The organism is Streptomyces sp. NPDC002076, from assembly GCF_053593835.1.
Map to the genome: position 1 here is coordinate 167,358 of NZ_JBSFDI010000015.1, position 25,596 is coordinate 192,953.

Below are 25,596 nucleotides of genomic sequence, written 5' to 3' on the forward strand. Positions count from 1 at the left end.
CGTGAAGCGAGCCATTCCCGTCTTCGTCCTGACCGTCGCCGGCCTGGTACCGGTGTGGCGCTACCACCCGTCGACCGGGGCCGTCGAGACCGCACAGCCCGCGGCGACGCCGAGTACCGTGCCCTCCACCGCCTCGTCCGCTGCGCCCTCCGCGCCGTCGGCCTCGAAGGTCGTCCCGGGCACCGCGGTGAGCACCACGAAAGGCGTGTTCCAGGTGGAGGTGACCTTCCGGGGCGACCGGATCGCCTCCGTGCGGATGCTCCAGGCGCCTCACCATCCGCAGACCCGGTGGGCCGTACCGGAGCTGATCGCGGAGACGCTCAAGGCGCAGAGCGCGCACATCGACACGGTGTCCGGGGCCACGATCACGAGCCAGGGATACCGGGCGTCCCTCCAGGCCGCGATCGACGCCAAGGGCTCCTGACGTGCGACGTGTCGAGCACGTCATGGGTCTCCCGGTCTCCCTGCGGATCGACGACGAGGGCGACTTCGGCGCGGCCGCGGACGAGGCCTTCGCCTGGCTGCGCCAGGTCGACGCCCGCTTCAGCCCGTTCAGGCCGGGGAGCGAGGTGTCCCGGTACGGACGCGGCGAGTTGGCGGACGGCGAGCTGAGCGCGGACCTGACGGAGGTGCTCGGCCTGGGCGAGTGGTACCGGGCCGCCACCGGCGGTGCCTTCGACGTGCGGCTGCCGGGCCGGGGGTTCGATCCCTGCGCGGTGGTCAAGGGCTGGTCGGTGCAGCGGGCGGCCGGGCTGCTGGCGGCGGCCGGGGCGCGGCGGTTCTGCCTCAACGCCGGTGGTGACGTGGTGGTCTCCGGCGGGCCCTGGCGGGTCGGGATACGGCATCCGGAACAGGCCGACCGGGTCTGTGCCGTACTGGCGGTCAGCGACGCGGCCGTGGCCACCTCCGGGCGGTACGAGCGCGGTGACCACATCCTCGACGGCCGCACGGGACGCCCCGCGACGGAGTTGCTCAGCCTCACCGTGGTGGCCCCGACCCTGACCGAGGCGGATGTGACCGCCACGGCCGCCTTCGCGCTGGGCGCCCACGGGCCGGCCTGGGCCGCCGCCCGCCCCGGCTGCGAGGTGTTCGCGGTCGACGCGGCACGCGGCGTGCTGCGCACACCGGGACTTCCGGTGGTCTGAAGGGCCGCCCGCCCGCCAAAACGCTGAAACACTCGCGGTCTAGACTCTCCCCGCAACGGCCTGCGCACCGACGACCGTGGCCGAAAGCGGGCGGAAATCCGCCAAACCCGAAGGGCATTCGGCGTTTTGATACGGATAGAGTCAGTCACGAAGCGGTATCCGGACGGCACGGTCGCGGTCGACCGGCTGTCGCTGGAGATACCCGACCGCGCGATCACCGTCCTCGTCGGACCCTCCGGCTGCGGCAAGACGACGACCCTGCGGATGATCAACCGGATGGTGGAGCCCACCGAGGGCAGCATCCTCCTCGACGGCACGGACATCCGGCAGCAGCCGGTCAACACCCTGCGCCGCTCGATGGGTTACGTCATCCAGAACGCCGGACTCTTCCAGCACCGCACCATCCTCGACAACATCGCCACCGTGCCCCGGCTGCTCGGCTGGAGCAAACAGAAGGCCCGCACCAGAGCGGCCGAGCTGATGGAGCGGGTCGGGCTCGACACCGCGCTCGCCAAGCGCTACCCGTACCAGCTCTCCGGCGGTCAGCAGCAGCGCGTCGGCGTGGCCCGGGCGCTCGCCGCCGACCCGCCGGTGCTGCTGATGGACGAACCGTTCTCCGCCGTCGACCCGGTGGTGCGCAAGGGACTCCAGGACGAACTGCTGCGCATCCAGGACGAGCTGGGCAAGACCATCGTCTTCGTCACGCACGACATCGACGAGGCGATCAAGCTCGGCACGATGGTCGCCGTCCTGCGCACCGGCGGCCGGCTCGCCCAGTTCGCCCCGCCCGCCGACCTGCTCAGCGCGCCCGCCGACGCCTTCGTGGAGGACTTCCTCGGCGCCGACCGCGGCATCCGCCGGCTGTCCTTCTTCCCGTCCGCCGGCCTGGAGTTGCAGACCGGGCCGATCGTGGGCGTCGACGCGGACGCCGACCGGCTCGCCGCCCACGCCGACGCCCCCTACCTCCTCGTCACCGACCCCGACGGCAGACCGCTCGGCTGGAGCGAGCCCGGCCGGCTCACCGCCGGGGCCGTGGACCGGGAGCAACTCCTCGACCACGGGCGGCCGTTCGTGCCCGGCAGGGACTCGCTGCGCACCGCGCTCGACGGGGCGGTGCTCTCGCCGACCGGCTGGGCCGTCGCGGTGGACGGCGAGGGACGCGCCGTCGGTGTCGTCTCCCAGCAGGTCATCGGCGAGGCCATCCGCGCCGCGCACAGCCGGGTCGCGGCCGGCACCGACGCCGAACGCAGCCGACCCGCGGCCGGGACCGGCACCGCACCTGCCCAGGCCGCGGACGACACCGACGCCGTACCCGGTCAGGCAGCGGGCGACAGCGGCGCCGTGCCTGGCCAGGCGGCGGAGGACACCGATGCGGCGCCCGGGCAGGCGGCGGAGGACACGGGCGCCGTGCTCGGCCGGGCGGCGGGCGACACCGATGCCGTACCTGCCCAGGCCGCGGCCGACACCGATGCGGCGCCCGGGCAGGCGGCTGAGGACAGGGGCGCCGTGCTCGGCCAGGCTGCGGGGGACAGCGGCGCCGTGCCTGGCCAGGCGGCGGAGGACACCGATGCCGTACCTGCCCAGGCCGCGGCCGACACCGATGCGGCGCCCGGGCAGGCGGCTGAGGACACCGGTGCCGTACTCGGCCGGGCGGCGGACGACACCGATGCCGTACCTGCCCAGGCCGCGGCCGACACCGATGCGGCACCCGGGCAGGCGGCGGAGGACACCGGCGCCGCACCCGGCCAGGCGGCGGGCGACAGCGGCGCCGCACCTGCCCAGGCGGCGGACGACACCGGCGCCGTACCCGGCCAGGCCGCGGACGACAGCGGCGCCATGCCCGGCCAGGCAGCGGACGACACCGATGCCATGCCCGGTCGGGGCGCGGACGGCGACGTCGACCTCAAGGCCGGCCGATGAACGGTTTCTTCGACCTTCCGAGCGACCTCCAGCACAGCTATCTCGGGCTCGTCGGCCTGCATGTGCGCGAGGGCCTGCTGCCGGTGCTGGCCGCGCTGCTCGTCGCGCTGCCCGTGGCCCAGCTCTGCGTGCGCTTCCGCTGGGTCTACCCACCCGTCCTCGGTATCACCACCGTGCTCTACTCCATCCCGTCGCTGGCCTTCTTCGTCGTCCTCATCGACTACTTCGGGCAGAGCGAGACCACGGTGATGATCCCGCTCGCGGTCTACAGCCTCGTGGTGCTGGTGCCGGGCATCGTGGACGGCGTCCGCTCGGTGCCGCAGGAGACCCTGGCCGCCGCGCAGGCCATGGGCTTCGGCCCGGTACGCCGGTATCTCCAGGTGCAGTTGCCCATAGCCGCCCCCGCGATCATCGCGGGCCTGCGGGTGGCCGTGGTCTCCAGCCTCTCCCTGGTCAGCGTCGGCATGCTCATCGGCAACCAGGGTGCGCTCGGCAACATGCTCAACGACGCCACCACCTACCACCGGCCCGCCCTGGCCGTCAACTCGGTGCTGACGACCGCGCTGCTGGGCATCCTCGCCGACGCCCTGCTGGTCCTCGTCCGCCGCCTGCTCACCCCCTGGATGCCGAGGAAGGGTGCCACCCGGTGAACGTCCTGAACTTCGCACACGCCTTCTTCAGCGACAGCGCCCACTGGCACGGCTACGACGGCATCCCCACCCGGCTCGCCGAACACGTCAGGTACTCCCTGGAAGCACTGCTCTTCGCCGCCCTGATCGGACTGCCCGTCGGCCTGGTCACCGGCCACTACGGCCGCGGCGGCAACGCCCTCGCGCTGATCGCCACCGCGGGCCGGGCCCTGCCGAGCTTCGGTCTCCTGGTCCTGATGTTCATCTGGATCGGCTTCGGCCTGCTGCCGGTGATGATCCCGCTGGTCGTGCTCGCCGTACCGCCGATCCTGGTCACCACCTACGAGGCGATCCGCTCCGTCGCCCCCTCGCCCGTGGACGCCGCCCGGGGCATGGGCATGCCCGAGGCGCGGGTGCTGTTCCAGGTGGAGCTGCCGGTCGCGCTGCCGCTGATCCTCAGCGGCCTGCGCACGGCGGCCATCCAGATCGTCTCCACCGCCACCATCGCCGCCTACGTCAGCCTCGGCGGACTCGGCCGGTACATCATCGACGGGCTCTACCAGAAGGACTACGACAAGGTGGTCGGCGGCGCCACCCTGGTCGCGGGACTGGCCCTGGCCACCCTCCTGGTCTTCTGGGCGGCCTCCCGGATCACGGTTTCGGCCGGGGTACGGCGGAGCAGCTGACGCCCGCCCGCCGGTGCGGGCGGTGGGCCGGGCCCCCAAGTGACCGCAGATCGAGGCCAATCGGTGATCTGCGGCCCTTGACTGACCGCGAACCGGCTGGATTGGATCGGTGGGTGACTTCCAACATCCGCATCAGCAGGTCCATCCGGAGGAACCGAGGCGCGGCGGTGGTCGCCCTCGCGGCGGCGACGGCTCTGCTGGCGGGCTGTTCCTCCAACGACAAGTCCGGCGGCAACCCGCTGACGGACAGCAAGGCGAGCGGCGACACCGTGGTCGTCGGATCCAACAACTTCCCCGAGAGCACCCTGCTCGCCGACATCTACGGCGAGGCCCTCAAGACCAAGGGAATCAAGGTCAGTTACAAGCCGAACATCGGCAGCCGCGAGACCACCTACGGGCTGATCAAGAACGGTTCCATCAACGTGCTGCCCGAGTACAACGGCGCGCTGCTGGCCTACCTCGATCCCAAGGCCAAGCCGACGACGGCCGAGGCCACCACGACGGCCATCGAGGCCAAGCTCGACTCCAAGCTGACCCTGCTCAAGCCGGCGGCGGCGGAGTCCAAGGACTCCGTGACGCTCAACGCGGCCACCGCCAAGAAGTACCACCTCACCGAGAAGTCGACCATCGCCGATCTGAAGGACATCGCGAAGGACCTGGTCATCGGCGCCTCGCCGGAGTTCCAGACCCGGCAGCAGGGCCTGCTGGGCCTGAAGTCGGTCTACGGCCTTCAGTTCAAGTCGTTCAAGGCGCTCGACGCGGGCGGCCCGCTCACCCAGGCCGCGCTGCAGAAGAACGCCGTGCAGGCCGCGGACATCTTCACCACGGACTCGACCATCTCCAAGGAGAAGTTCGTCGTCCTGCAGGACCCGAAGAACCTCTTCGGCTTCGAGAACGTCCAGCCGCTCGTCCACAAGGGAGCCCTCTCCCAGAAGGGCGTCGACGCGCTGAACGCGGTCTCGGCCAAGCTCGACACCGCGACCCTGCTGAACCTGGACACCCAGGTACAGGTCCAGGGCAAGGACCCGCTGGACGTGGCCAAGACCTGGCTGCAGTCCGCCGGTCTCGCCTGACGTCCCTCGGTACGACCCCGCACAGCCGACGCGGGTGCCCCCGAAGACCGGGAGCACCCGCGTCGTGCTGTGGGATTTCTTCACCAACAGCGCGGCCGATGGAAGAAATCCGCATGCACACCGCTCCTGCTGGAGCCCCGCTCCCTCGCTCTCGCACGCTGGCCCCGGGCCGGTCCCGGCCCCCGCACCGAGCGCGAGAGGAACAGCTGAACACCCATGACCACAGCACACGTGGCTGTCGCCGCCCCGTACCGCAGGCGGTGGCCCGCCTTGGCCGCCCTGCTCCTCGGCGAGGCGATGAACCTGCTGGACGCGACCGTCGTCCAGGTGGCCGCGCCCGCCGTCCATACCGACCTGGGCGGGCCACTCTCCGACGTCCAGTGGTTCGGCGCCGCCTACACCCTGCCGTTCGCCGTGCTGCTCGTCACCGGCGGGCGGCTCGGGGACATCGCGGGCCGGCGCCGTATGTTCGTCCTCGGCGTCACGCTGTTCACGGCGGCGTCCATGGCCTGCGCGCTGGCGCCGTCCCCCGGGCTGCTCATCGCCTTCCGGGCGGTGCAGGGTGCCGCGGCGGCGCTGATCATCCCGCAGACCATCGGGCTGATCAAGGCGATGTTCTCGGGTGAGGAGACGGCGAAGGCGCTGGGCAGCATCGGACCGGTGATGGGCCTTGCCGCGGTCTGCGGACCCGTCGTCGGCGGCGTGCTGACCCACGCCGACCTGTTCGGCTCGTCCTGGCGGTCCGCGTTCCTGGTGAACGTCCCGGTGGCCGCGGTGGTGCTGGCCCTCGCCCGCAACCTGCCGGAGAACCGTGCCCCGCACCGCCCGTCCCTCGACTGGCCCGGCACCGCACTGGCCGCCCTCGGCACCGGGCTCCTGGTATACCCGCTGATCGGCGGCAACCTTGGCCAACTGCACGCCTTCGACTGGCTGTTGCTCGGCGCCGGGCTGCTCGTGCTCGGGGGCTTCGCCCTGCAACAGCGGCGTACGGCCAGTCCGCTGCTGGAGCCCAGCCTGTTCACCCACCGCGGTTTCCCGGCCGCCCTCGTCATCTCCACGGCCTTCTTCGCGGTGACCAACGGGCTGACCGTCGTGGTCGTCCTGCAGCTCCAACTCGACGCAGGCACGGGCGTGTTGGCTTCCGGGCTGAGTCTGCTGCCGTGGTCCGCCGGGCTCGCCCTCGCCTCCTGGTGGGCGGGGTCGCGGCTGGTACGGCGGCACGGGCGGCGGGTCATGCCGTACGGGCTCGGGCTGCTGCTGGCCGGACTGCTCGCCGCCGTGGCCGCGTACCGGACGACCGAGCCGGGGCACTACCCGGTCGCGCTGCTGCCGGCCCTCGCCCTGGTCGGCCTCGGCGCCGGCCTGTTCACGCCCGCCTTCTTCACCCTCGCCCTGCGCCCCCTGCGTCCCCAGGAGGTCGGCTCGGCGGCCGGGCTGCTCAACGCGGTACAGCAGCTGGGCGCCACGCTGGGGGTGGCGGTCCTCGGCAGCGCGTACCTGGCGGGGACCGGACCGAGCGCACCGCAGGGCGCGTGCTGGGTGGCGGCGGGACTGCTGGGGGTGGCCTGGGCGGCGAGTGCGCGGGTGGGGACGGGGGAGGGAGCCTAGGCACCCCGAAGGGGCACGAGGCCGTGTCGATATGCGGCTCCGCCGCGTGGGCGCGGGCAACCCACCCGCACCCGCAGCCGCGTACGGCCTCAACCACCCCGCCGGGTGGACGCCACCCGGTACCCGGCCTTCAGCACCGGACTCGCCGCCTTCAGGGTGCGCAGCACCGGGCTGGTCTCCAGCGCGTCGATCTCCCGAAGCGCCCCGAGCCGCCGGGTGAGATACCGGTGCAGGTCGGCCGGGTCGCGGCACAGCGCCTGGGCGACCAGATTCGTGCGGCCGGTGGTCGCGGCCACGAAGGCCAGCTCGTCGTGGCCGGCCAGGGCGAGCGCGACCCGCTCCAGGTGCGCCGGGCGCACCGACAGCCACAGCAGGGCCCGGGTGTGGACGCCGAAGAGGCCGGCATCCACCTCCACGTCGAAGAACAGGGCGCCCGACGCGCGCAGTTCGGCCAGCCGCCGGGCCACGGTCGCCGGTGACCAGCCGGTCGCGCGGGCCAGATCCCCCTGCCCGGCCCGCCCGTCCCGCTCCAGCGCCGCGAGCAACTCGGCGTCCTCCGGGCCCGGTTGCCGTACTCCCTCGGCGCTCTCCCGGTACTCCAGCGCCACCTGCTGCTGCGCGTCGAGGGCCTGGGCGCTGCGCCGCCAGTTGGCGGGGCCGCCCAGGTAGGTGTGCAGCAGGCAGTGCGCGGAGACGGCCGTGATGCCGCCGGTGCGCGGGACGTCGTGCAGCAGGAGGGAGCCGGGGGAGGCGTCCTCGGCCGGGGCGTGGATCACCGCCGTGATCTCGGTGCCCCCCGAAGTCAGCTTCACCCACGACGTGTCCGGCCGCCGCACCAGCGCCCCGGCGATGTCCTGCGCCGAGCGCGCCGTCGCCGTCAGCCGGACCAGCCACTGGGCGCGGCCCGCCCGGTCCGGGTCGGCGAGGCCCACCACGCGCAGCCCGGCCTCGGTACGCAGCCGCCGGTAGCGGCGGGCCACGGTCTGCGCCGAGACCCCGAGCACCTCGGCGATCCTGCTGAACGGCGCCCGGCCGTCCAGATGCAGGGCGTGGATGAGGGCACGGTCGAGATCGTCGAGCATGCCCCCATCCTCGCGCGCTCCCGGCCGGCTCAGAGGTCGAACTCGTGCGGCGGCAGGTCCAGCGTGTAGCACGCCTCGCGCACCACGGCCTGCTCGGTCTTGTCGAAGTCGCCGTCCGCGCCGCCGATCACGATGCCGATCTGGATCACGGCGCGCGCCTCGGCCGGCTTCTTCTTCGCCTTGGCGATCTCCTGCAACACGCTCACCTTGCCGAAGGCGAAGTCGGTCGTCAGCTTGCTCAGGTTCTCCTCGAAGCGGCGCCTGAGGTCGTCCGCCGGGAAGTTCTGCAACACCTCGTTCGTCGCGATGAGCTGGGCCACCCGCTGCCGCTCCGAGGGGTCCACGGTGCCGTCGGCGGCGGCCACGAGCGCGCACATCGCCATGCTCGCATCGCGGAACGCGCCGCTCTTCAGGTCGTTCTTCTTCGCCACCAACTGGGTCTGCATCTGCGACGCCGACTCCTTGACGCGGTCCCACAGGGCCATGCGCACTCCTCGTATCGCTCGTGATCCACGGACGGGTGCCCCCTCTGCGCACCGGCCGCAGCTTCTACAGCACCGTAGAAACTCCTGGGACCACCGGGAAGTTCCTGCCGACCTGGACTGAATCCCCGCACACGGACCGAACACAGGACGACGCAGGGGAAGAAGGGGAAGGCGTCAGTGGTGACAGCGCCCGGCACCGGCCACCAGGACCCCTCCGCCGAGGTGCTCACCGAGGCGGCCGCCGCCTTCGGACTGCTCGCCTCGCCCGCCCGGCTGCACATCGTCTCGGCGCTGGTCCAGGGGAAGAGCGACGTCACCGGACTCGCCGAGCGGGTCGGCGGCGCGCTGCCCGCAGTCAGCCAGTCCTCGCCGCCGTCGGACTCGCCGTACCGCCCAGCCCGCCGGGCGCAGCGCTCGGCATGACCGCCCTGCCCGCGCCGTACCACCTGCTGCTCGCCGCGGTCCTCGGGCTGTACGCCCTGGCCCTCACCGTGGCATCAAGAGCGAGGCGAAGGAGGCCCGGTGAGTGCGGGCCAGGTGCCGGAGCGGGTGGGGCGGTACGGCGCCTGGATGGTGACCGGTGTCTGCCGCCTGGGTGGTCGACCGGTGTCTCCCGCTCGTCAGGCGGGCAGGCCCTCCGCGCCCTCGGCCCCTGCGGCCGGTGCATGCGCCGCCGCCTTGGCCTGCTTCCGGCGCCGACGGCGGCTGACGCGCGGTTCCTGGTCGGGGAGCCAGCCGAAGGCGAGGCAGCTGCCGGTCACGCCCAGCAGGAGGCCGATGAAGAAGCCGCCCAGGTTGGACGTGACCCAGCTGCCCAGGGAGAGCAGGACCCCGGTGATGGAGTAGAACAGCCGCTGCGTCGGGTTGAAGAGGATCAGCAGGCCCAGCAGCGCCATCAGCGTCGGCAGCAGATAGCCGGCCACCCCCTGCATGCCGATGTGCATCACGACCTTCAGCGAGGCCTTCTCGGTGAGCAGGATCTCGCCGCCGGCCAGCGCGAGCAGCAGCCCGCCCCAGAACGGCCGGCGGGCCCGCCAGCCACGGAAGGCGGCCCGCGCTCCCCGGCGTGGACGGTCGGCCACCGCGATCAGCACCCCGAGTCGCTGAAGCGGAGCTTGAGACCGGGAAGCTTGAACACACCGGCCGTCGTCGCGTAGTTGGTCTGCCGCAGATTGGCGATGTGCACGGTGTCGGCCTGCTGGCTGAACACACCGATCGGGCCCTTCACGCCCGCCTCGGTCAGCGTGCTGGCGTCGTTGCCGATCTCGATGTTGGTGAAGGCGGCGTCGCCGGACAGGTGCGTGGAGTCCGTGGTCAGATCGCTCGCCTGCACCTTGTCCGCGCCGGCGCCCGCCGTGATCAGCAGGTTGGTGCCGCCGAGGTCGACGCTCTGGCACAGATGGTCGAGCGTGGCGTTCTTGATGGCGGAGGTCACCACGAGCTCCTGGCCCCCGGTGTCCCCGGCGTTCGGGCTGCCGTCGGCCATGGTGTCGAGGGCGCCGAACTGCTCGAAACCGGTTCCGTTCAGTTCCGTCGCGGTGACCGTGAACGGCATGCCGGAGATCGCGAACTGCACGCCCAGCGCCCCCTGAGCGGTGAGCACCGCGAGACCGGCGGCCATCAGGGTGGCCGGTACGGCCATCACCGCGGCCCGGCGGGCCCGGACCCGGCCCCGTCTCTCGCCGGCGGCGGTCCCGGCCGCGTGCGGTGCTGCGGAGGATCCGGAGGCTGCGGAGGATCCGGAGGCTTCCGAGGGTGAACCGTTTCCCGGGTTCTCGGGGGTGTTTCCGACGGACGGGACGTCCGGGGACGAGGCCATGTCTGCTCCCATGGGCATGGATCAATGCGGGTTGGGCTTCAGCGGCGCGGTGTCCTGGCGCGGACAGCGACTGTCGCGTACGCCTCCTCGCACCCCGGCGGAGCAAGGGCTTTCTCGTTACGCGTCAGTAGCCTGCGAGGAAGTTACCGCCGGTTACTCCGGAGGGTCAAGGCAGATGTGAAAAAAGAGTGTCGGATGTGCCCGAGCTGCGATCGCACCCTACAACTGCCCTTGCAGCGCTTGACGTTGATGGTTGATCAGGTCTACAACTTCCCCTGTTTTCACGGATCCGTGGCGCCGGATCCGCCGAGCGGCACCGGATGCGTTTCCCGGCGTCTCACGCCGACCGCTCATCGCGGCCGAAGGAAACCGTTTCACCTCAGTGCGGCACCGCACGGCCCCTTCCCCCGGCCGTGCCGGCCGCCCCCTGCCGGCCCGGCCGAAGGCCTTCCCCCGGGGCCTTCGGCCGGTGTCCGGACCGCCGCTGTCGCCGGACCGTCGCGTACGGAGAAGGCGCACGGCCCTGCGCCGGCGGCACCGCCACCCCCCATCCCCACCTCACCCGGACCCCACCCAGGAAAGAGGCACCCGCATGCGTACGCGATCCCTTCTCGCCCTCGCCGGCACCGCCACCGCACTCGCCCTCGCGGTCGCCGCCCCCGCCTCCGCCGACGGCAGCGCCGTCCTCACCACCGGCAGCGCGGGCGGCACCGCCGTCGCGACCGGCGACACCCTCACCGCACCGCTGGCCTCCGGAACGTCCGCCACGCTCTACTCCAGCGCGACCGGTACCAGCGGCGTCACCTGCAAGACCTCCCAGTTCACCGCCACGGTCACGGGCAACCCGACCGCCCCCGGCACGGCAACCGAGTCCGTCACCGGGCACACCTTCGACAGCAGCTCCTGCACGAGCAACGTCATCGGCGTCCTCGGCGTCAGCGGCATCACCGTCGACAACCTGCCCTACACGGCGACGGTAGCCTCCGACGGCACCCTCACCGTCTCGCCGGCGAGCGGCTCCATCATCCAGACCACGGTCAAGCTGCGCACCCTGCTGGGCTCCATCACCTGCGTCTACCAGGCGCCCTCCCTGACCGGGAAGGCCGACAACACCGACAACAGCATCAGCTTCACCAACCAGCAGTTCACCAAGACCTCCGGCTCGTCGCTGTGCTTCTCCAGCGGCTACTTCACCGCCAAGTACGCGCCCGTGACGGACGGCGGCACCCCGGTGTACGTCAACTGAGCCGTCAACTGGACTGCGCCAGCGCTGAGTTCAGTGACGCCGTAGCCGTACGGCGAGGGCGGCGCCCCCGGTGAGCACCAGCACCGCGGCGGCGCCGCCCGCCAGCACGGGCGCCGAGGGGCCCATCTCCCGGGTGGCCTGCCCGCCCGCGGCGGAAGCCGGACCTGCCGAGACGGCAGGTCCGGTTTTCGTCGTCCCCGCCCCCTTCTCCGCGAAGACCACGTCGGAACAGGAGTAGTAGGTGTCCGGCGTGCTGCTGTTCTGCCATATGGTGTACAGAACCTGACGCCCCGTCCGGTCCTTCGGCAGTGTCGCGGCGATGTGGTACGCCCCGTCGCGCAGCGGTGGATCGGTGACCTGCGCGAAGGGCCGCTCCGGCAGCTCGGACCAGGTGAGCGGTTTCGCCGGGTCGTAGCCGGGCTCGGTCAGATACAGCCGGAACGTGCCTGTGTGGGCGATCGTCGAGGCGTACGTCATCGTCAGTCTGCCGCCGGGCGTCAGCCGCGTCGCCGGCCAGTCCCGCCGCGCCAGGTCCAGGCCCCGGTACGCCGGAAGGTTGCCGCTGCACAGTCTGCCGTCCGGGATCACCTGCCGGTCACGGCCGTTCACCCCGGCCACGCGCAGGTTGTCCCACGCGGTGAAGGGAGTGCCGTTCGCCGCGACCGCCGCCCGGCAGGCCGCCGAGCGGCCGGCGTCGCCGCCCTCGGGGGAGCAGGCGTAGACCCGGCTGACCGGATCCGTGGGGGCCCCGTGCGCCTGGGCGGACCCCGCCGCCCACGACAGGAGCAGGAGCGGGGCCGCGGCGACGGCCACCGTGACGCTCGTGCGGGCGGTCATCCGGGATGTCTCCTCGGCGGGCGCGGGAACGGGGTCTGCGCGGTCCAGTACGGCGCAGGCGTTCCCCGTGTTCAGCCGGACCGGCGCACCGATGGCCCGGGGGCGTGAAAGCGCCGACCGGTACGGACGTTTCGCGCCTGATTCGAGACCCCGTTGAGGAGCCGGCGGTCGTCCTCGTATCGTGGCGATCATGGGTCCGGCACCCGCCGCCGCGCGGCTGCCCAGGACAGCCGGCCAAGGAAGGGGGGATCCGTTCTGGTCTCGTCGTTCACGGACCGCCGAGGGCCCGCCCGATGCCGGATCCGCCGATGACACGTGTCCTGGTGCCGGCCCGCACCCCGGACTGCCGCTGCCGGACGGTGAGTTATCGTGTGCAAGGGGTCAAAAACAAACCGCATGTCCCGTTCGTACGAGTCGCGAGGAGGGGTCCAAGGATGGCGAGGCAGTTACGCGCCGAACAGACCCGGGCAACGATCATCACGGCCGCCGCCGATCTGTTCGACCGGCAGGGCTACGAGTCCACGAGCCTGAGCGACATCGTCGCGCACGCGAAGGTCACCAAGGGGGCGCTGTACTTCCACTTCGCCGCCAAGGAGGACCTCGCCCACGCCATCCTCGAACTCAACGCGGGCGCCGCGAAAGCGCTTGTCGCCGAGGTCGAGAGCCGCGGTTACTCCTCGCTGGAAGGCCTGATGCGCACCACGTTCGGGATCGCCCGACTCGCCGTGGAGGACCCGGTGCCGCGCGCCGCGCTCCGCCTCGCGACCGCCGGCGTCGCCGTACGGCCGCCCCTGCGGCACCCGTTCACCGAATGGCTGGAGTTCGCCAACCGGAAGTTCCACGGGGCCGTCCGGGAGTCCGATGTGCACGGCGATCTCGACATCGGCATCGTCGCGCACTCCCTGGTCTCCTTCTTCGTAGGCACCCGGGTCGCCGGCCGCTCGCTCGAACCGGTAGGACGGCTTCCGCGCCGGGTCGCCGAGATGTGGCACCTCCTGATCCGGGGCCTGGTCCCGGTCCACCGCCGCCCCCGCTACGTCACCCTCGCCACGCAGCTGGAGCGGGAGATCAGAACCGCCTGACCCACGCGATACGGTGACGGACATGCCCTCCACCCCGTTCGCACCCGTGATCCTCGGCAACGAACCCGGCTCGTTCCCGCACAGCGTGCTGGCCGAGCGGCACCCCGCGATCATCAGCCGGGTACGGGACGCCTTCCCGTATGGCCCCGATCAGCACCGGGCGCTGGACGAGCTGCTGAAGAGCTGCACCGAGGGGACGGTCCAGCCGCTGCCCGCCGACGCCCCGGACCGGGACCGGTGGCAGGAGTGGGGCCTGGCCGGCTGCGCCGGGCTCTCCTGGTACGACGTGCCGTGGCTGTGGTCCGAGAGCTACTTCTACCGTCGGCTGCTGGACGCCGTCGGCTGGTTCGGCCCCGGCGCCTGGCAGGGCATCGACCCCTTCCGCCCGTTCAAGCGCGCCGAACTCGACGCGCCGGAGACGGACGGGGAACTGTCCGCACTGGACGCCCTGCCCGGCCTGCCGGAGGAAGAGCGGGCGCGTGCCCTGCTGCACGGCTCGCTGTGGGGCAACCGCGCCGACCTCGGCTTCCGGCTCTCCGCCGAGGGCGCCGAGGCCCGGGACCCGGCTCCCGCGCTGGTCGCCGACGACAGCGCTGCCCTGTGGTCGCTGCTGCCGCCCGGCAACGTGGCCACGCTCGTCCTGGTCGCGGACAACGCGGGCCGCGAACTCGTCCCGGACCTGCTGCTGCTCGCCCACCTCCTCGCCGAGGGCCGGGCCGCGCGGGCGGTGCTGCACGTCAAGCCGTACCCGTACTACGTCTCCGACGCCACCACCGCCGACGTCGTCGACGCGCTGCACCGGCTGCGCGCCGCGTCCGGCGCGGCCGCCGAGTACGCGCGCGTGCTCTGGTCGGCCATGGCCGACGGCCGCCTCACCGTGCGCGCCCACCCCTTCTCCTGCGCCCCGCTGCCGTATTCGCAGATGCCGGACGACCTGCGCGCCGAGTTCGCCGCGGCCACGCTGACCGTCTTCAAGGGCGACCTCAACTACCGGCGTCTGGTGGGCGACCGGCTCTGGCCGCCGACCACGCCCTTCCAGGAGACGACCGCCTACTTCCCCGGCCCGGTCGCCGCACTGCGCACCCTGAAGTCGGACGTGATCACCGGCCTGTCCACGGCGACCGAGGCCGCGCTGGTGGCGGCCGAGGACGGGCGCTGGCGCACCAGCGGCACGCACGCGCTGATCCAGGTGTCCGGCACCGACCTCAAGTGACCTGCATCCGCAGTGACTTGATGCCGTTGATGAAGTTCGAGACGAGACGCCCGGCCGGTGCGGCGAGCTGCGGCTCGGGGAGCACGCGCAGCACCTCCTCGTGGAGCAGCCGCAGTTGCAGCCGTGCGAAGTGGGCGCCCAGGCAGACGTGCGGGCCGTCACCGAAGGACACGTGCGGGTTGGGGGAGCGGGCGAGGTCGAGCCGGGCCGGATCGATGAAGACCCGCTCGTCCCGGTTGGCCGATGCGTGGAAGACCACGACCTTGTCCCCGGCCCGGATCCGCCGACCCGCGAGTTCCGTGTCCCGTGCGGCGGTCCGGCGGAAGGTCAGCACCGGCGGATGCCAGCGCAGCAACTCCTCCACAGCGGTGGCGAGTTCGATGTCGCCCGCGCGCAACGCCGCGTACGCCTCCGGGTGTTCCGCCAGTGCCAGCAGTCCACCGGGGGCCGCGCTGCGCACGGTGTCGTTGCCCGCGACGGTGAGCAGGAAGAAGAACATCTCCAGCTCCCCGTCGGCGAGTTCGGGATCCTGGGCGAGTGTGGTCATGATGTCGTCGGCAGGATTCCGTCGTTTGTGTGCGGCCAGCTGTCCGGCGTAGGCGAACATGTCCTTCAGCATCGCCGGGGACCGGGGATTGACCGGCTTGCCCGCCTCGTCCAGCACCGCCGGACCGGCCTCGTCCGGGTCCTGGTAACCGATGACCCGCTGCGTCCAGTGCAGCAGCAAACGCCGGTCGCTCTCCGGCACACCCAGCAGATCCGCCAGATTGAGCAGGGCGTACTCGTCGGTGACGGTGGCCACCAGATCGACCGTGCCGTCCCCTTCTCGCGCCTGCCCGAGCGCCGCGGCGAGCAGGATGCGCGCCCGCTCCCGGGCGACGGCCGCGAACCGGTCGACCCGGCCGGGGGTGAACGCCCGGCTCACCAGCCGCCGCAACCGGCCGTGCTGCGGCGGATCCTGATTGAGCATCATGCGCCGGATGAACGGCAGATCCTCCGGATCCGGGTCGCGGATCTGGGTCGCGCCGAGATGAGAGGAGTACGTCGTGGCGTCCTTCAGCATCCGGACGACGTCCGCGTGCCGGGTCACCGCCCAGAAGCCCGGCCCGGCCGGCCAGCCCAGCACCTCCGGCTCCTCCTGCCAGACGACCGGATGACGGTCGCGCAGCAGCCGGTAGTCGTCGTGCGGCACACCGACGGCGTACCGCCGCGGGTCGAACACGTCGGGCACCGGCCGGGTCTCACGCACGCTCACGCCGGCTCACTCGCGTCGGCGGGGGGCACGGCGGCCGCCGGGTCCACGGCGGGCGTCGGGTCTTCGGCGGCCGCCGGGCTTTCGGCGTCCGCGCGCAGGAAGTCCTCGACCACGCGGATCAGGTCCAGCGGGGCCTCGTCCATGGCGTAGTGCCCGGCGAACGGCAGTGCCACGAGCTCGGCACGCGGATACCAGGACATCCAGGTCCGCCGCATCACCTCCGGCGACAGGGCCGGATCCAGCTCCCCGGCCACGGCGAGCGCGGGAACCTCGCTGCCCGCCACGTCGGCGTGGAAGTCCTCGCCCGCCCACGAGTCCAGCCAGGCCCGGAACGCCTTCGCGTCGCTGCGCTCCAGCGAGCGGGCGACCATCCGGTCCAGCCAGGCGGCGGGACGCCGGCCCCCGGTGGTGAAGTCGAGGATCGCGCGCCGGTTCTCCGGCTTGTGCGCGGCGTCCGTGAACAGCGCCTCCTGCCCGTCGGCCAGCGGCACCCCCGAGGCCGGCACCGGCGAGACGCCCACCATCCGGCGCAGCCGGTCCGGGACCGTGGCCGCAAGGCGCTGTGCCACCGCGCCGCCCATGGAGTGCCCGATCACCGAGAACCGGTCCCAGCCCAGCCGGTCGGCCAGCTCCACCAGGTCCCCGGCCGCCTCGGCCGTCGTGTACGCGCCCGCCGCGTGCCGGGCCTCGCCGTAACCGCGCAGGTCGACCAGCGCGTAACTGAAGGCAGTGCGGTCGAGATCCGGCAGGACGGCGGCGTAGGCGGAGCGGTCGGCGAACCAGCCGTGCACGGCGAACACCTTGTGGGCGCCGTCGCCGTGCACCTCATGGGGCAGCACAAAGGAGGTCATGCGCCTACCGTGGCCCGTCCGCGGCGGCTCGGCAAGGGTCCGGAGGTGGCACAGGGGCGGGGCCGGCGGTGTTGCCGGGACCGGAGACGTCGGGGTGACCCCGGCCCCGCTGGTCCTGCTCTCCGCGGTGGCCGGCGCGACCCGGAGGATCCGGCTGGTCACCAGCGTCCTGGTGGCGGCGCTGCACGACCCGGTCGTCCTCGCCCGCCAGGCCGCCACCCTCGCCCGGCCCTCCCAACGGCCGCCTGGTCCTCGGTGTCGGCACCGGCTGGGACCGCGCGGAGTTCGACACGGTCGGCGTCCCCCTCGCCGGGCGGGGCCGCCGTACCGACGAACCGCCCATGGCCTTACCGCGGTTGTGGCGGGGCGAGGACGGCGCGCCACGGCTCGGCGTACTGCCCCGCGCCCCGGCGGCCCGCCCGTGTGGATCGGCGGCCGGAGCGACGCGGCCCTGCACCGCACCCTGCGGCACGGCGCCGCCCGGCACCGCGCGCGGGTCGACACCGAGCAACTCGGGTCGGCTCAGGGGCGGTTGACGGAACTGGCCCGGGGAGACGGAGCGGGAGCCCGGGGCCGTCCCGTCGACCGCCGGGGCGTTTCTGCTGCCCCCGGGGTTTCCGCCGGCCGGGGGATCTGCCGGGGCGGCCCCTGGGCGGCACGCGCGCGAGCGCGGAGCGTGTGCGGGAGGCGGCGGGGTGCATGGCGGCCTGAACCGTCGCGGAACTTCTGCCGCCCGCCCGTAAAGCCCACGGCAGGCGGCGGGAGTTCCCCGGTTCAGGGGCGGTTCACGCGATGGTGTGATCATGTCCCGCACGGCGGATGGGCGTCGGAGACCGCGGGTAGGGCCCCGGCCATGACGCAGCCGTTCGAACTCCCGCACTTCTACATGCCGTACCCCGCGCGGCTCAACCCGCACCTCGACGAGGCCCGCGCCCACGCGACCGGGTGGGCGCGCGAGATGGGCATGCTGGAAGGCTCCGGGATCTGGGAGCAGGCCGACCTGGAGGCGCACGACTACGGACTCCTGTGCGCCTACACCCACCCCGACTGCGACGGCCCCGCTCTCTCGCTGATCACCGACTGGTACGTGTGGGTGTTCTTCTTCGACGACCACTTCCTCGACATGTACAAGCGCACCCCCGACCGCGCCGCCGGAAAGGCCCACCTGGACCGCCTGCCGCTGTTCATGCCGCTCGACCCGGCGACCCCCGTGCCGGAGCCGGAGAATCCCGTCGAGGCGGGGCTGAAGGACCTGTGGGCGCGCACGGTGCCGTCGATGTCCGTGGACTGGCGCCGCCGCTTCTGCGTGGCCACCGAGCATCTGCTCAACGAGTCGATGTGGGAGCTGTCGAACATCAACGAGGGGCGGATCGCCAACCCCGTCGAGTACATCGAGATGCGCCGCAAGGTGGGCGGCGCCCCCTGGTCGGCCGGGCTCGTGGAGTACGCGACCGCCGAGGTGCCCGCCGCCGTCGCCGGCACCCGGCCGCTGCGGGTCCTCATGGAGACGTTCTCCGACGCCGTCCACCTGCGCAACGACCTGTTCTCCTACCAGCGCGAGGTCGAGGACGAGGGCGAGAACAGCAACGGCGTGCTGGTGCTGGAGACCTTCTTCGGCTGTACGACCCAGGAAGCCGCCGAGACCGTCAACGACATCCTCACCTCACGCCTGCACCAGTTCGAGCACACCGCGCTCACCGAAGTCCCGGCCGTGGCGGTGGAGAAGGGTCTCACCCCGGACCAGGTCGCCGCGGTCGCCGCGTACACCAAGGGACTGCAGGACTGGCAGTCCGGCGGCCACGAATGGCACATGCGCTCCAGCCGCTACATGAACAAGGGAGCGCGGCCCGGCTCGCCCTGGCAACTGCCGAGCGGCCCCGGCGTCTCGGCCGCCGACGTCGGCGCACTCCTCGCCGCTGCCGCGCAGGAACGCCTGCGCGCCTACACCCACCTGCCGTACCAGAAGGTCGGCCCGTCCATCCTGCCCGAGTTCCACATGCCCTACCGGCTCGGACTGAGCCCCCACCTCGACGACGCGCGCCGCAACCTCGTGGGCTGGTCGCACCGCATGGGCATCCTGGAGGAGGGCGTCTGGGACGAGGACAAACTCGCCGCCTACGACCTCGCACTGTGCTCCGCCGGCCTCGACCCGGACGCCACGCCCGAGGCGCTCGACCTCAGCGCCCAGTGGCTCGCCTGGGGAACCTACGGTGACGACTACTACCCGCTGGTCTACGGCCACCGCCGGGACCTCGCCGCCGCCCGGCTGACCACGACCCGGCTGTCGCGGTGCATGCCCGTCGAGGGCGAGCCGGCCCTGGTCCCGGCCGACGCGATGGAGCGGGGGCTGACCGACCTGTGGGCGCGGACGACGGCCGGCATGACCGCCGACCAGCGGCGCACCCTGAAGGCCACCGTGGACACGATGACCGAGAGCTGGGTGTGGGAGCTGTCCAACCAGCTGCAGAACCGCATCCCCGACCCGGTCGACTACCTGGAGATGCGGCGCGCCACCTTCGGCTCCGACCTCACCCTGAGCCTGTGCCGCAGGGGTCACGGCCCCGCCGTCCCGCCGGAGGTGTACCGCAGCGGCCCGGTCCGCTCCCTGGAGAACGCCGCCATCGACTACGCCTGTCTGCTCAACGACATCTTCTCGTACCAGAAGGAGATCGAGTTCGAGGGCGAGATCCACAACTCCGTCCTGGTGGTGCAGAACTTCTTCGGCGTCGACCACCCGGCCGCCCTCCGGGTCGTACACGACCTGACGACCCAGCGCATGCAGCAGTTCGAGCATGTCGTGGAGCACGAACTGCCCGTGCTCCACGACGACTTCCAGCTCTCGGAGGCGGCCCGGGCCGCCATGGACGGCTATGTCCTCGACCTGCAGAACTGGATGGCCGGCATCCTGAACTGGCACCGGAACGTGGACCGCTACAAGGCCGAGTGGCTGGGTCGCCGCTCACACGGCTTCCTGCCCGACCGGGCCCCGGCGCCGCCCGTCCAGCTCGCCGGCTGACCGCGCCGCTCACCGGCTGACCGCGCCGCTCGTCAGCCGGACTCGCCGAGCCGCTCGGCCGGCTCCCCGGCGGCCTTGTCCAGCGCTGTGCGGGCCGCCCCGCGCAGTTCGCCGCGTATCGCCTCGCCGCCCGCCAGGACCGCGCGGGCCTCCTGACGGAGATCCGCGTCGGCCAGGGCGCGGGCCAGCGCATAGTGCTCCTCGGCGACGAACCGGCCGAGGTTCACCTCCCGCCAGTACCCGAGCGAGTCGTCGCCCGGTGCGAAGAGGATGTCCCGCAGCCCGGCCAGAGTCCGCGCGGCGGGGACGAGCCGGCCCGTCTCGCGCTCCAGCCGCGCCTGGTCCAGCAGGGCCGACACCCGGTCCCAGGCGGACTCCCGCAGCGCGGCGTACAGCCGCCGGGCCCGCAGCGCCTGTTCCAGGTCGCCCAGGTCCTCGAAGTCGTGGGCCAGGGCACCGAGTGGGGAGGGGTCGATCGCGGCGGGGGCACCGGGCCGCCGCAACAGGCTCTGGTTCATGACGACGGCGTCCAGCCGCCGGATCAGGGTGACCCGGGCGAGCTCGGTGAGCCCCTGCGCCGCGGCCAGGTCGGTCCAGGTCGACTCCGGCTCGTCGGACGGGTCGGTGCCGAACAGGGAGTCGTCCAGGCCCTGCGCCCACCGGCGCAGTTCGGCCCCGTCGGCGTCCGGGTCCGGTATGCCGCCGAGACCGCACCAGGTGTCGTAGTCCGTCTCGCGCACCCCGTGCAGCAGCGGCAGGTCCGCGGGGTCCCCGTGCAGGCCCACCAGGACGGCCGCGAGCCGCAGTCCGTCGCTCATCGACGACTCCGCCTCCCGGCGCAGCAGCAGCCGGAGCACGGGCAGGTCGCCTTCCGCACGGTCGAACTGCGCGGCCCGCAGCACCAGTCGGCGCCGCAGCGGATCGTCGGCCACGGCCGTGTCCCCGGCGCGCAGCCGGGCGAGCCCGGCGCGGCCCTCGGCCAGCACCCGCTCCCACAACGGCGGCCGGGGGTGGTCCGCCAGCAGCCGGTAGGCCATCCCCTCCTCGGCGTTGAGCAGCACATGGTCCGGCTCGGTGCGCAGCAGGGCCGCGTGCAGCATGCCGACCAGCTCCACCGGGGAACGCTCCGGCAGACCGAGCGCGGCGCGCAGTTCGACGCGCTCGGCGTCGATGCCGTGGCACTCGCGGATCTCGTCCTCCGTCCCGGCCACGTACGCGAGGATCGCCTCCTCGCCGTCCGCCGGGGACAGGTCCACACAGTCCCGCCAGCCCGGCAGGCCGATCATGATCTCCAGCGCCTCCTCCGCGCTCGCCCCGATGATCCCGGCTCCCCCCTCCGAGTCGGCGTACAGCATCGACCCGTCCGCGCACAGGAAGTACGTGCCGCCGGAGTCGTCACCCGCGACCACCTCCAGCGGGCCGCCCGAGGCCAGGCGGACCGGTTCGACATGGCCGACTTCGGCCCGGTCCAGGTCGAACCCGAAGGGGAACGCGGCCAGTTCGGCGAGGCGCGGGTGCTGCCGCAGCAGCCGCAGGGCGTGATCGGTCATGTCACAGAACGTAACAGCGCCCACTGACATGATCGTCCAGCAGAGCAACCCGGAGACCGGAAAGCCGGTCTCCATCCCGTTCACCGGCCCGTACACCACGGTCAACGGCCGCATCTGGCCGTACGCCGAGGTGGACGCCGCCTGGTACCGCTTCCGGCTGGTCAACGCCTCGAACGCGCGCATCTTCGAGCTCGTGCTGATCGACGAGGACGGTAACCCGGTGCCGGGCGTCGTGCACCAGATCGGGAGCGACGGCGGGCTGCTGCCGCGCCCGGTGCCGATCGACTTCGACGGTGACCTGCCCACGCTGACCGCCGCGCCGGCCGAGCGCTTCGACCTGCTGGTCGACTTCCGTACCCTCGCGGGCCGCACCCTGCGGCTGGTGAACAAGGGCCGCAACCAGCCGGCGGGTGTGCCCGATCCGGCCGGCGACGTGCGCCACCCGGACGTCCTGGAGTTCCGGGTCCGCGAGACGAGCGAGGAGGACGCCTTCGAACTGCCCGCGGTGCTCTCCGGCTCCTTCCGCCGCCTCACCCACGACCTCCCGCACGGCCACCGTCTGGTCCTGCTCACCCCGCCCGCCACCAAGGGAGCCGGCGGCCACCCGGAGATCTGGGAGCTGACCGAGGTCGACGATCCGAGCGGGCTGCAGCTACCGGCCGACGGCATAGTGCAGGTCACCGGGCCCGACGGCAGCACGAAGACCTACCGGCGCACCTCCCGGACGTTCAACGACGGCCTAGGCTTCACCATCGCCGAGGGCGGCTACGAGCAGTGGAGCTTCCTCAACCTCGCACCCATCGTCCACCCCATGCACATCCACCTGGCCGACTTCCAGCTGCTCGGCCGGGACGCCTACGACGTCTCGGGCTTCGACCCGGCCGTCGGCGGCACCCGCACGCCGATCCGGTACGACGCCGGCCGGGCGATCCCGCTCGCCCCCAACGAGCGGGGCAACAAGGACGTCTTCCGGGTGCCGGGCAGCCAGATGCTGCGGGTGATGGGCCGCTTCGACGGGGCGTACGGCCGGTTCATGTACCACTGCCATCTGCTGGAGCACGAGGACATGGGCATGATGCGGCCCTTCGTCGTCATGCCGCCCGAAGCCCTGAAGTTCGACCACGGCGGCGCACACGGCGGCCATGGGCAGGCGCACCCGGGCTGAGACCGCTCCGGCCTCGGCGGACCTTCTCGTGGAGCGGGTCACGCCGGCCGGGCGAACCCGGACACCGCGTGGCCGACCGCGGCTTGCGCCAGGGCCCGGATCATCGGGTGCGGGCGCGGCCCGCGCCGACATCGTCCGCATGGCCGCCGCACCCCAGCGGGGCCTGACCCTCGTCACCACCCCGACCGCGCTCGGCGCCGGTGTCCTCGCGGCCCTCCCGCCGGCCGGCGTCACCCTGCGTGTCGTCACCCGCGAGGAAATCCCGGCCGCCGTCGCCACCGGAACCGCCGATCTCGGCCTCGTCGACGGGCTCGCCGCACCCAGCGACCCGCTGCGCCTGCCCGACGTGGCGCCGCTGACCACACACGGCCTCGCCGAGGAACCCGTGAGCGTCCTGCTGCCCGCCCGCCACCCCCTCGCCGCGCGGGCCGGCCTGCGCCTCGACGACCTCGCCGACGCCCGCTGGCTCGACGCGCCCGACGCCGCCCTCCCGCTCGACCAGCTGCGCGCCGCGACCGGCGGCCGCGCGTTCCGCTCCGCCCTGCGCTACGAGGGCACCGACCTGCGCGCCCTCACCGCCTTCGCGGCCGCGGGACACGGCCTCGTCCTGCTGCCCCGGCCGACCGCCACCGCCGTACCCGGCGCGGTCGCCGTCCCGCTCACCGCGCCCCAGGTCGTCCACCGCACGGAACTCGTCCACGGCGGGAGTCCCGGAGCAGCGGCACAGGAGGTGGTGCGCAGGCTGGTCGGAGCGGCGTGATCACCCCGTCGCGCGGAGGCTGTGGTGGTCTGGGCGCTCCCCTGGCGCCCGCCTCTTCGGCCATGGCTACCCTCCGCCACGCTCCGGCCATTCTCACTCGTTCGTGTCTCGTCGCGGCCCGGCACTCCGGGTAGAGCACAGCCGGAGGCGAGCGAACCATGGAACAGACTGCGTTGCGTCCCAAGCCGATGCCCGGTCAGGACCCACGGGAGGGCGGCACCACCGGCCCGCCCCACCGCCCGCACGCCGTGCCACGGCGCGGACGGCGGCTGCGGACCCTGCTGTTCGTCCTGTGCACCGGCACCCTGCTGGTGCTGTCCGGCGTCGGCATGGGCACCGTCGGCGCCACGGTGATCGGGATGAGCAGGCTCGCCGAGCTGCAACGCCAGGCCCCGCCGAGCGCATCCACGGCCAGGGGCATGTCCACCGTCCCCGCCGCCCCCGCCGCCACCCCGAACCCCGCCCCTGCCGCCGCGACCGGGGCGACCCTGGGCGTGGAGGTCGTCGACGCCGAGAAGGCGGGCGCGCTGGTCGTGGGCGTGCATGTGCCGGGCCCCGGCTATGCGGCCGGCCTGGTCCGCGGGGACGTGCTGCTGCAGTTCGGCTCCGCGCGCGTGGACACCGCCGCCGACCTCGCCCGGGCCGTCGCCCAGGCCCGCCCCGGGAAGCAGGTGCTCCTCACCGTGCGTCACAGCGGCGGGGCCTACCAGCAGTTGACGGTCGTACCGGGCATGGCGACCTGAGCGGACCGGCGCGGGCCCGTCTCATGACACTTCGGCGGGCCGGCGCGGCCGCCGCCCCACCACCTCTCGGTCACCCCGGGAAACCCGCTGGTCACCGTGCGCCCCGCGCGCCATGATGGCCCCATGCCGAGTCCCTTCCGAGCCGACCGCGCCCTGCGGGGAGCACCGGCGATCGGCTCGCGTGACCCTGTCCGGCCGGGCAGGATGCTGCCCGAGACGCCGTCGCCCGTATCCCCACCCGCCCGGAGGCCCGGATGACCGGTAGTACGCCCGCGCTCTTCACCGCCGCCGACTACAGGGCCCGCATGGAGTGTGCCGCGCGCTCCGCGGCCGACGCCGGTCTCGCGGGGCTGCTCGTGGCACCGGGACCGGACATGGTCTGGCTCACCGGCTACACGCCCACCGCCGTCACCGAACGGCTCACCGTGCTGGTCCTCACCCCCGGCCAGGACCCCGTGCTCGTGGTGCCGACCCTGGAGGCCCCCGACGCCGAGCACGCGACCGGCGCGTCCGCGCTCACCCTGCGCGACTGGACCGACGGCAAGGACCCCTACGCCGTCACCGCCGCCCTCCTCGACGGCCACGGCCGGTTCGGCATCAGCGACAACACCTGGGCCATGCACCTGCTGGGCCTCCAGCGGGCCCTTCCGGACACCTCCTACGCCTCTCTCACCGACGCCCTCCCCATGCTGCGCGCCGTCAAGGACGCCGCGGAACTGGAACTCCTCGCCGCCGCCGGAGCGGCTGCCGATGCAACGTTCGAGGAGATCCGCAAAGTTCCCTTCGCCGGCCGCCGCGAGTCCGACGTCGGCCACGACCTCGCCGGCCTGCTGCGCCGCTTCGGCCACGAGCAGGTCGACTTCACCATCGTCGGCTCCGGCCCCAACGGTGCCAACCCGCACCACGAGGTCGGCGACCGCGTCATCCGGCGCGGCGACATGGTCGTCCTGGACTTCGGCGGCCTGAAGGACGGCTACGGCTCCGACACCACCCGTACGGTCCATGTGGGCGAGCCCACCGAGGAGGAGCGCCGGGTGCACGACATCGTGCGCGAGGCCCAGGAGGCGGGCTACCAGGCCGTACGGCCCGGGGCGGCCTGCCAGGACGTCGACCGCGCCGCCCGCGCGGTGATCACCGACGCCGGGTACGGCGAGTACTTCATCCACCGCACCGGGCACGGCATCGGCGTCACCACGCACGAGCCGCCCTACATGATCGAGGGCGAGGAACAGCCCCTCGTGCCCGGGATGTGCTTCTCCGTCGAGCCCGGCATCTACCTGCCCGGCCGCTTCGGGGTACGCATCGAGGACATCGTCACGGTGACGGAGGACGGCGGCCGCCGCCTCAACAACACCACGCGCGACCTGGTCATAGTGGACTGAGAGACCACTGAGCGACCCCGGAGACACACCCTCGACGGACATTCAGGAA

The 25,596-nt window shown here is 72.8% G+C and carries 21 protein-coding genes and 4 pseudogenes; 17 read left to right on the top strand and 8 right to left on the bottom strand.

Features of this window, described 5'->3' with window-relative positions; translation table 11 throughout:
* Nucleotide 1: 1 nt before the first annotated feature.
* The 7 genes and pseudogenes from ACWCQS_RS29345 (at nt 2) to ACWCQS_RS29375 (ending at nt 7,061) form a co-directional block, all read left to right on the top strand.
* Nucleotides 2–424 carry an FMN-binding protein gene (locus ACWCQS_RS29345; protein ID WP_451007239.1) on the top strand — a complete coding sequence of 141 codons (423 nt, stop codon included), beginning with the start codon at nt 2–4 and terminating at the stop codon, nt 422–424.
* Between the two features lies 1 nt (nt 425).
* The gene (locus ACWCQS_RS29350) at nt 426–1,145 is read left to right on the top strand and encodes an FAD:protein FMN transferase (protein WP_451007240.1); all 720 of its coding nucleotides are present in this window, start codon (nt 426–428) and stop codon (nt 1,143–1,145) included.
* Between the two features lie 126 nt (nt 1,146–1,271).
* A pseudogene (locus tag ACWCQS_RS29355) lies at nt 1,272–2,399 on the top strand (ABC transporter ATP-binding protein); the annotation flags it as partial.
* 662 nt (nt 2,400–3,061) lie between these two features.
* Nucleotides 3,062–3,715 (top strand): ABC transporter permease, encoded by a 654-nt coding sequence (locus tag ACWCQS_RS29360; RefSeq protein ID WP_450986417.1) that lies wholly within the window; start codon nt 3,062–3,064, stop codon nt 3,713–3,715.
* Nucleotides 3,712–4,380, top strand: coding sequence for an ABC transporter permease (locus ACWCQS_RS29365; protein WP_451007241.1), 669 nt, complete (start codon nt 3,712–3,714; stop codon nt 4,378–4,380). The genes ACWCQS_RS29360 and ACWCQS_RS29365 overlap by 4 nt, the downstream gene beginning before the upstream one ends.
* A 113-nt stretch (nt 4,381–4,493) precedes the next feature.
* A complete protein-coding gene (locus ACWCQS_RS29370; RefSeq protein ID WP_451007242.1) occupies nt 4,494–5,453 on the top strand; it encodes an ABC transporter substrate-binding protein in 960 nt (319 codons plus the stop codon).
* A gap of 216 nt (nt 5,454–5,669) precedes the next feature.
* Entirely contained in the window at nt 5,670–7,061 is a 1,392-nt protein-coding gene (locus tag ACWCQS_RS29375; protein ID WP_451007243.1) for an MFS transporter, read from the top strand.
* 89 nt (nt 7,062–7,150) lie between these two features.
* Here ACWCQS_RS29375 and ACWCQS_RS29380 read toward each other — a convergent pair whose 3' ends face one another.
* Together ACWCQS_RS29380 and ACWCQS_RS29385 are read right to left on the bottom strand one after the other, a co-directional pair.
* Nucleotides 7,151–8,143: an Lrp/AsnC family transcriptional regulator gene (locus ACWCQS_RS29380; protein WP_451007244.1), complete on the bottom strand. Its 993-nt coding sequence runs from the start codon at nt 8,141–8,143 to the stop codon at nt 7,151–7,153.
* Nucleotides 8,144–8,172: 29 nt separating this feature from the next.
* Nucleotides 8,173–8,628 (bottom strand): tellurite resistance TerB family protein, encoded by a 456-nt coding sequence (locus ACWCQS_RS29385; RefSeq protein WP_451007245.1) that lies wholly within the window; start codon nt 8,626–8,628, stop codon nt 8,173–8,175.
* A 177-nt stretch (nt 8,629–8,805) separates the two neighbouring features.
* Here ACWCQS_RS29385 and ACWCQS_RS29390 point away from each other — a divergent pair.
* Nucleotides 8,806–8,991 (top strand): annotated as a pseudogene (locus ACWCQS_RS29390) (transcriptional regulator); the annotation flags it as partial.
* A gap of 257 nt (nt 8,992–9,248) precedes the next feature.
* On the opposite strand, the gene ACWCQS_RS29395 reads toward ACWCQS_RS29390, so the two are convergent.
* Both ACWCQS_RS29395 and ACWCQS_RS29400 read right to left on the bottom strand, forming a co-directional pair.
* On the bottom strand, nt 9,249–9,710 hold the full coding sequence (locus ACWCQS_RS29395; RefSeq protein ID WP_451007246.1) for a DUF6114 domain-containing protein: 462 nt from the start codon (nt 9,708–9,710) through the stop codon (nt 9,249–9,251).
* A 5-nt stretch (nt 9,711–9,715) separates the two neighbouring features.
* The gene (locus ACWCQS_RS29400) at nt 9,716–10,447 is read right to left on the bottom strand and encodes a DUF6230 family protein (protein WP_451007247.1); all 732 of its coding nucleotides are present in this window, start codon (nt 10,445–10,447) and stop codon (nt 9,716–9,718) included.
* 592 nt (nt 10,448–11,039) lie between these two features.
* Between ACWCQS_RS29400 and ACWCQS_RS29405 the strand changes: the two genes are divergently transcribed.
* A complete protein-coding gene (locus ACWCQS_RS29405; RefSeq protein WP_451007248.1) occupies nt 11,040–11,693 on the top strand; it encodes a Tat pathway signal sequence domain protein in 654 nt (217 codons plus the stop codon).
* Nucleotides 11,694–11,723: 30 nt separating this feature from the next.
* Here the strand turns inward: ACWCQS_RS29405 and ACWCQS_RS29410 are convergent, their stop codons facing one another.
* A complete protein-coding gene (locus ACWCQS_RS29410; protein WP_451007249.1) occupies nt 11,724–12,530 on the bottom strand; it encodes a lytic polysaccharide monooxygenase auxiliary activity family 9 protein in 807 nt (268 codons plus the stop codon).
* 434 nt (nt 12,531–12,964) lie between these two features.
* Between ACWCQS_RS29410 and ACWCQS_RS29415 the strand changes: the two genes are divergently transcribed.
* Nucleotides 12,965–13,612, top strand: a complete 648-nt coding sequence (locus tag ACWCQS_RS29415; RefSeq protein WP_450986427.1) for a ScbR family autoregulator-binding transcription factor — start codon at nt 12,965–12,967, stop codon at nt 13,610–13,612.
* 22 nt (nt 13,613–13,634) lie between these two features.
* On the top strand, nt 13,635–14,825 hold the full coding sequence (locus ACWCQS_RS29420; RefSeq protein WP_451007250.1) for a damage-control phosphatase ARMT1 family protein: 1,191 nt from the start codon (nt 13,635–13,637) through the stop codon (nt 14,823–14,825).
* Here ACWCQS_RS29420 and ACWCQS_RS29425 read toward each other — a convergent pair.
* On the bottom strand, nt 14,818–16,080 hold the full coding sequence (locus ACWCQS_RS29425) for a cytochrome P450 (protein ID WP_451007251.1): 1,263 nt from the start codon (nt 16,078–16,080) through the stop codon (nt 14,818–14,820). The two genes, ACWCQS_RS29420 and ACWCQS_RS29425, sit on opposite strands and share 8 nt — an antisense overlap.
* Nucleotides 16,077–16,931, bottom strand: coding sequence for an alpha/beta fold hydrolase (locus ACWCQS_RS29430; RefSeq protein WP_451007252.1), 855 nt, complete (start codon nt 16,929–16,931; stop codon nt 16,077–16,079). Before ACWCQS_RS29430 ends, ACWCQS_RS29425 begins: the two co-directional genes overlap by 4 nt.
* Before the next feature lie 245 nt (nt 16,932–17,176).
* Here ACWCQS_RS29430 and ACWCQS_RS29435 point away from each other — a divergent pair, with 245 nt between their 5' ends.
* A complete protein-coding gene (locus ACWCQS_RS29435; RefSeq protein WP_451007297.1) occupies nt 17,177–17,467 on the top strand; it encodes a hypothetical protein in 291 nt (96 codons plus the stop codon).
* Between the two features lie 317 nt (nt 17,468–17,784).
* On the top strand, nt 17,785–19,947 hold the full coding sequence (gene cyc2, locus ACWCQS_RS29440; protein ID WP_451007253.1) for a germacradienol/geosmin synthase Cyc2: 2,163 nt from the start codon (nt 17,785–17,787) through the stop codon (nt 19,945–19,947).
* Nucleotides 19,948–19,979: 32 nt separating this feature from the next.
* Here cyc2 and ACWCQS_RS29445 read toward each other — a convergent pair whose 3' ends face one another.
* Nucleotides 19,980–21,497: a hypothetical protein gene (locus ACWCQS_RS29445; RefSeq protein ID WP_451007254.1), complete on the bottom strand. Its 1,518-nt coding sequence runs from the start codon at nt 21,495–21,497 to the stop codon at nt 19,980–19,982.
* Nucleotides 21,498–21,525: 28 nt separating this feature from the next.
* Here ACWCQS_RS29445 and ACWCQS_RS29450 point away from each other — a divergent pair.
* The 4 genes and pseudogenes from ACWCQS_RS29450 to ACWCQS_RS29465 all read left to right on the top strand — a co-directional run.
* Nucleotides 21,526–22,662, top strand: a pseudogene (locus tag ACWCQS_RS29450) (multicopper oxidase domain-containing protein); the annotation flags it as partial.
* Between the two features lie 112 nt (nt 22,663–22,774).
* Nucleotides 22,775–23,422 (top strand): annotated as a pseudogene (locus tag ACWCQS_RS29455) (LysR substrate-binding domain-containing protein); the annotation flags it as partial.
* Nucleotides 23,423–23,580: 158 nt separating this feature from the next.
* Complete coding sequence (locus ACWCQS_RS29460) at nt 23,581–24,165, top strand: PDZ domain-containing protein (protein ID WP_451007255.1); 585 nt, start codon at nt 23,581–23,583, stop codon at nt 24,163–24,165.
* 254 nt (nt 24,166–24,419) lie between these two features.
* Nucleotides 24,420–25,547, top strand: a complete 1,128-nt coding sequence (locus tag ACWCQS_RS29465) for an aminopeptidase P family protein (protein ID WP_451007256.1) — start codon at nt 24,420–24,422, stop codon at nt 25,545–25,547.
* The last annotated feature ends 49 nt before the right edge of the window (nt 25,548–25,596 follow it).

Bases quoted from the DNA above. Each gene is read 5' to 3' on its own strand.
- ACWCQS_RS29400 (WP_451007247.1), bottom strand. From the start codon at position 10,447: ATGGCCTCGTCCCCGGACGTCCCGTCCGTCGGAAACACCCCCGAGAAC.
- ACWCQS_RS29385 (WP_451007245.1), bottom strand. From the start codon at position 8,628: ATGGCCCTGTGGGACCGCGTCAAGGAGTCGGCGTCGCAGATGCAGACC.
- ACWCQS_RS29465 (WP_451007256.1), top strand. From the start codon at position 24,420: ATGACCGGTAGTACGCCCGCGCTCTTCACCGCCGCCGACTACAGGGCC.
- ACWCQS_RS29375 (WP_451007243.1), top strand. From the start codon at position 5,670: ATGACCACAGCACACGTGGCTGTCGCCGCCCCGTACCGCAGGCGGTGG.
- ACWCQS_RS29405 (WP_451007248.1), top strand. From the start codon at position 11,040: ATGCGTACGCGATCCCTTCTCGCCCTCGCCGGCACCGCCACCGCACTC.
- cyc2 (WP_451007253.1), top strand. From the start codon at position 17,785: ATGACGCAGCCGTTCGAACTCCCGCACTTCTACATGCCGTACCCCGCG.
- ACWCQS_RS29410 (WP_451007249.1), bottom strand. From the start codon at position 12,530: ATGACCGCCCGCACGAGCGTCACGGTGGCCGTCGCCGCGGCCCCGCTC.
- ACWCQS_RS29430 (WP_451007252.1), bottom strand. From the start codon at position 16,931: ATGACCTCCTTTGTGCTGCCCCATGAGGTGCACGGCGACGGCGCCCAC.
- ACWCQS_RS29460 (WP_451007255.1), top strand. From the start codon at position 23,581: ATGGAACAGACTGCGTTGCGTCCCAAGCCGATGCCCGGTCAGGACCCA.
- ACWCQS_RS29420 (WP_451007250.1), top strand. From the start codon at position 13,635: ATGCCCTCCACCCCGTTCGCACCCGTGATCCTCGGCAACGAACCCGGC.
- ACWCQS_RS29415 (WP_450986427.1), top strand. From the start codon at position 12,965: ATGGCGAGGCAGTTACGCGCCGAACAGACCCGGGCAACGATCATCACG.
- ACWCQS_RS29360 (WP_450986417.1), top strand. From the start codon at position 3,062: ATGAACGGTTTCTTCGACCTTCCGAGCGACCTCCAGCACAGCTATCTC.
- ACWCQS_RS29380 (WP_451007244.1), bottom strand. From the start codon at position 8,143: ATGCTCGACGATCTCGACCGTGCCCTCATCCACGCCCTGCATCTGGAC.
- ACWCQS_RS29445 (WP_451007254.1), bottom strand. From the start codon at position 21,497: ATGACCGATCACGCCCTGCGGCTGCTGCGGCAGCACCCGCGCCTCGCC.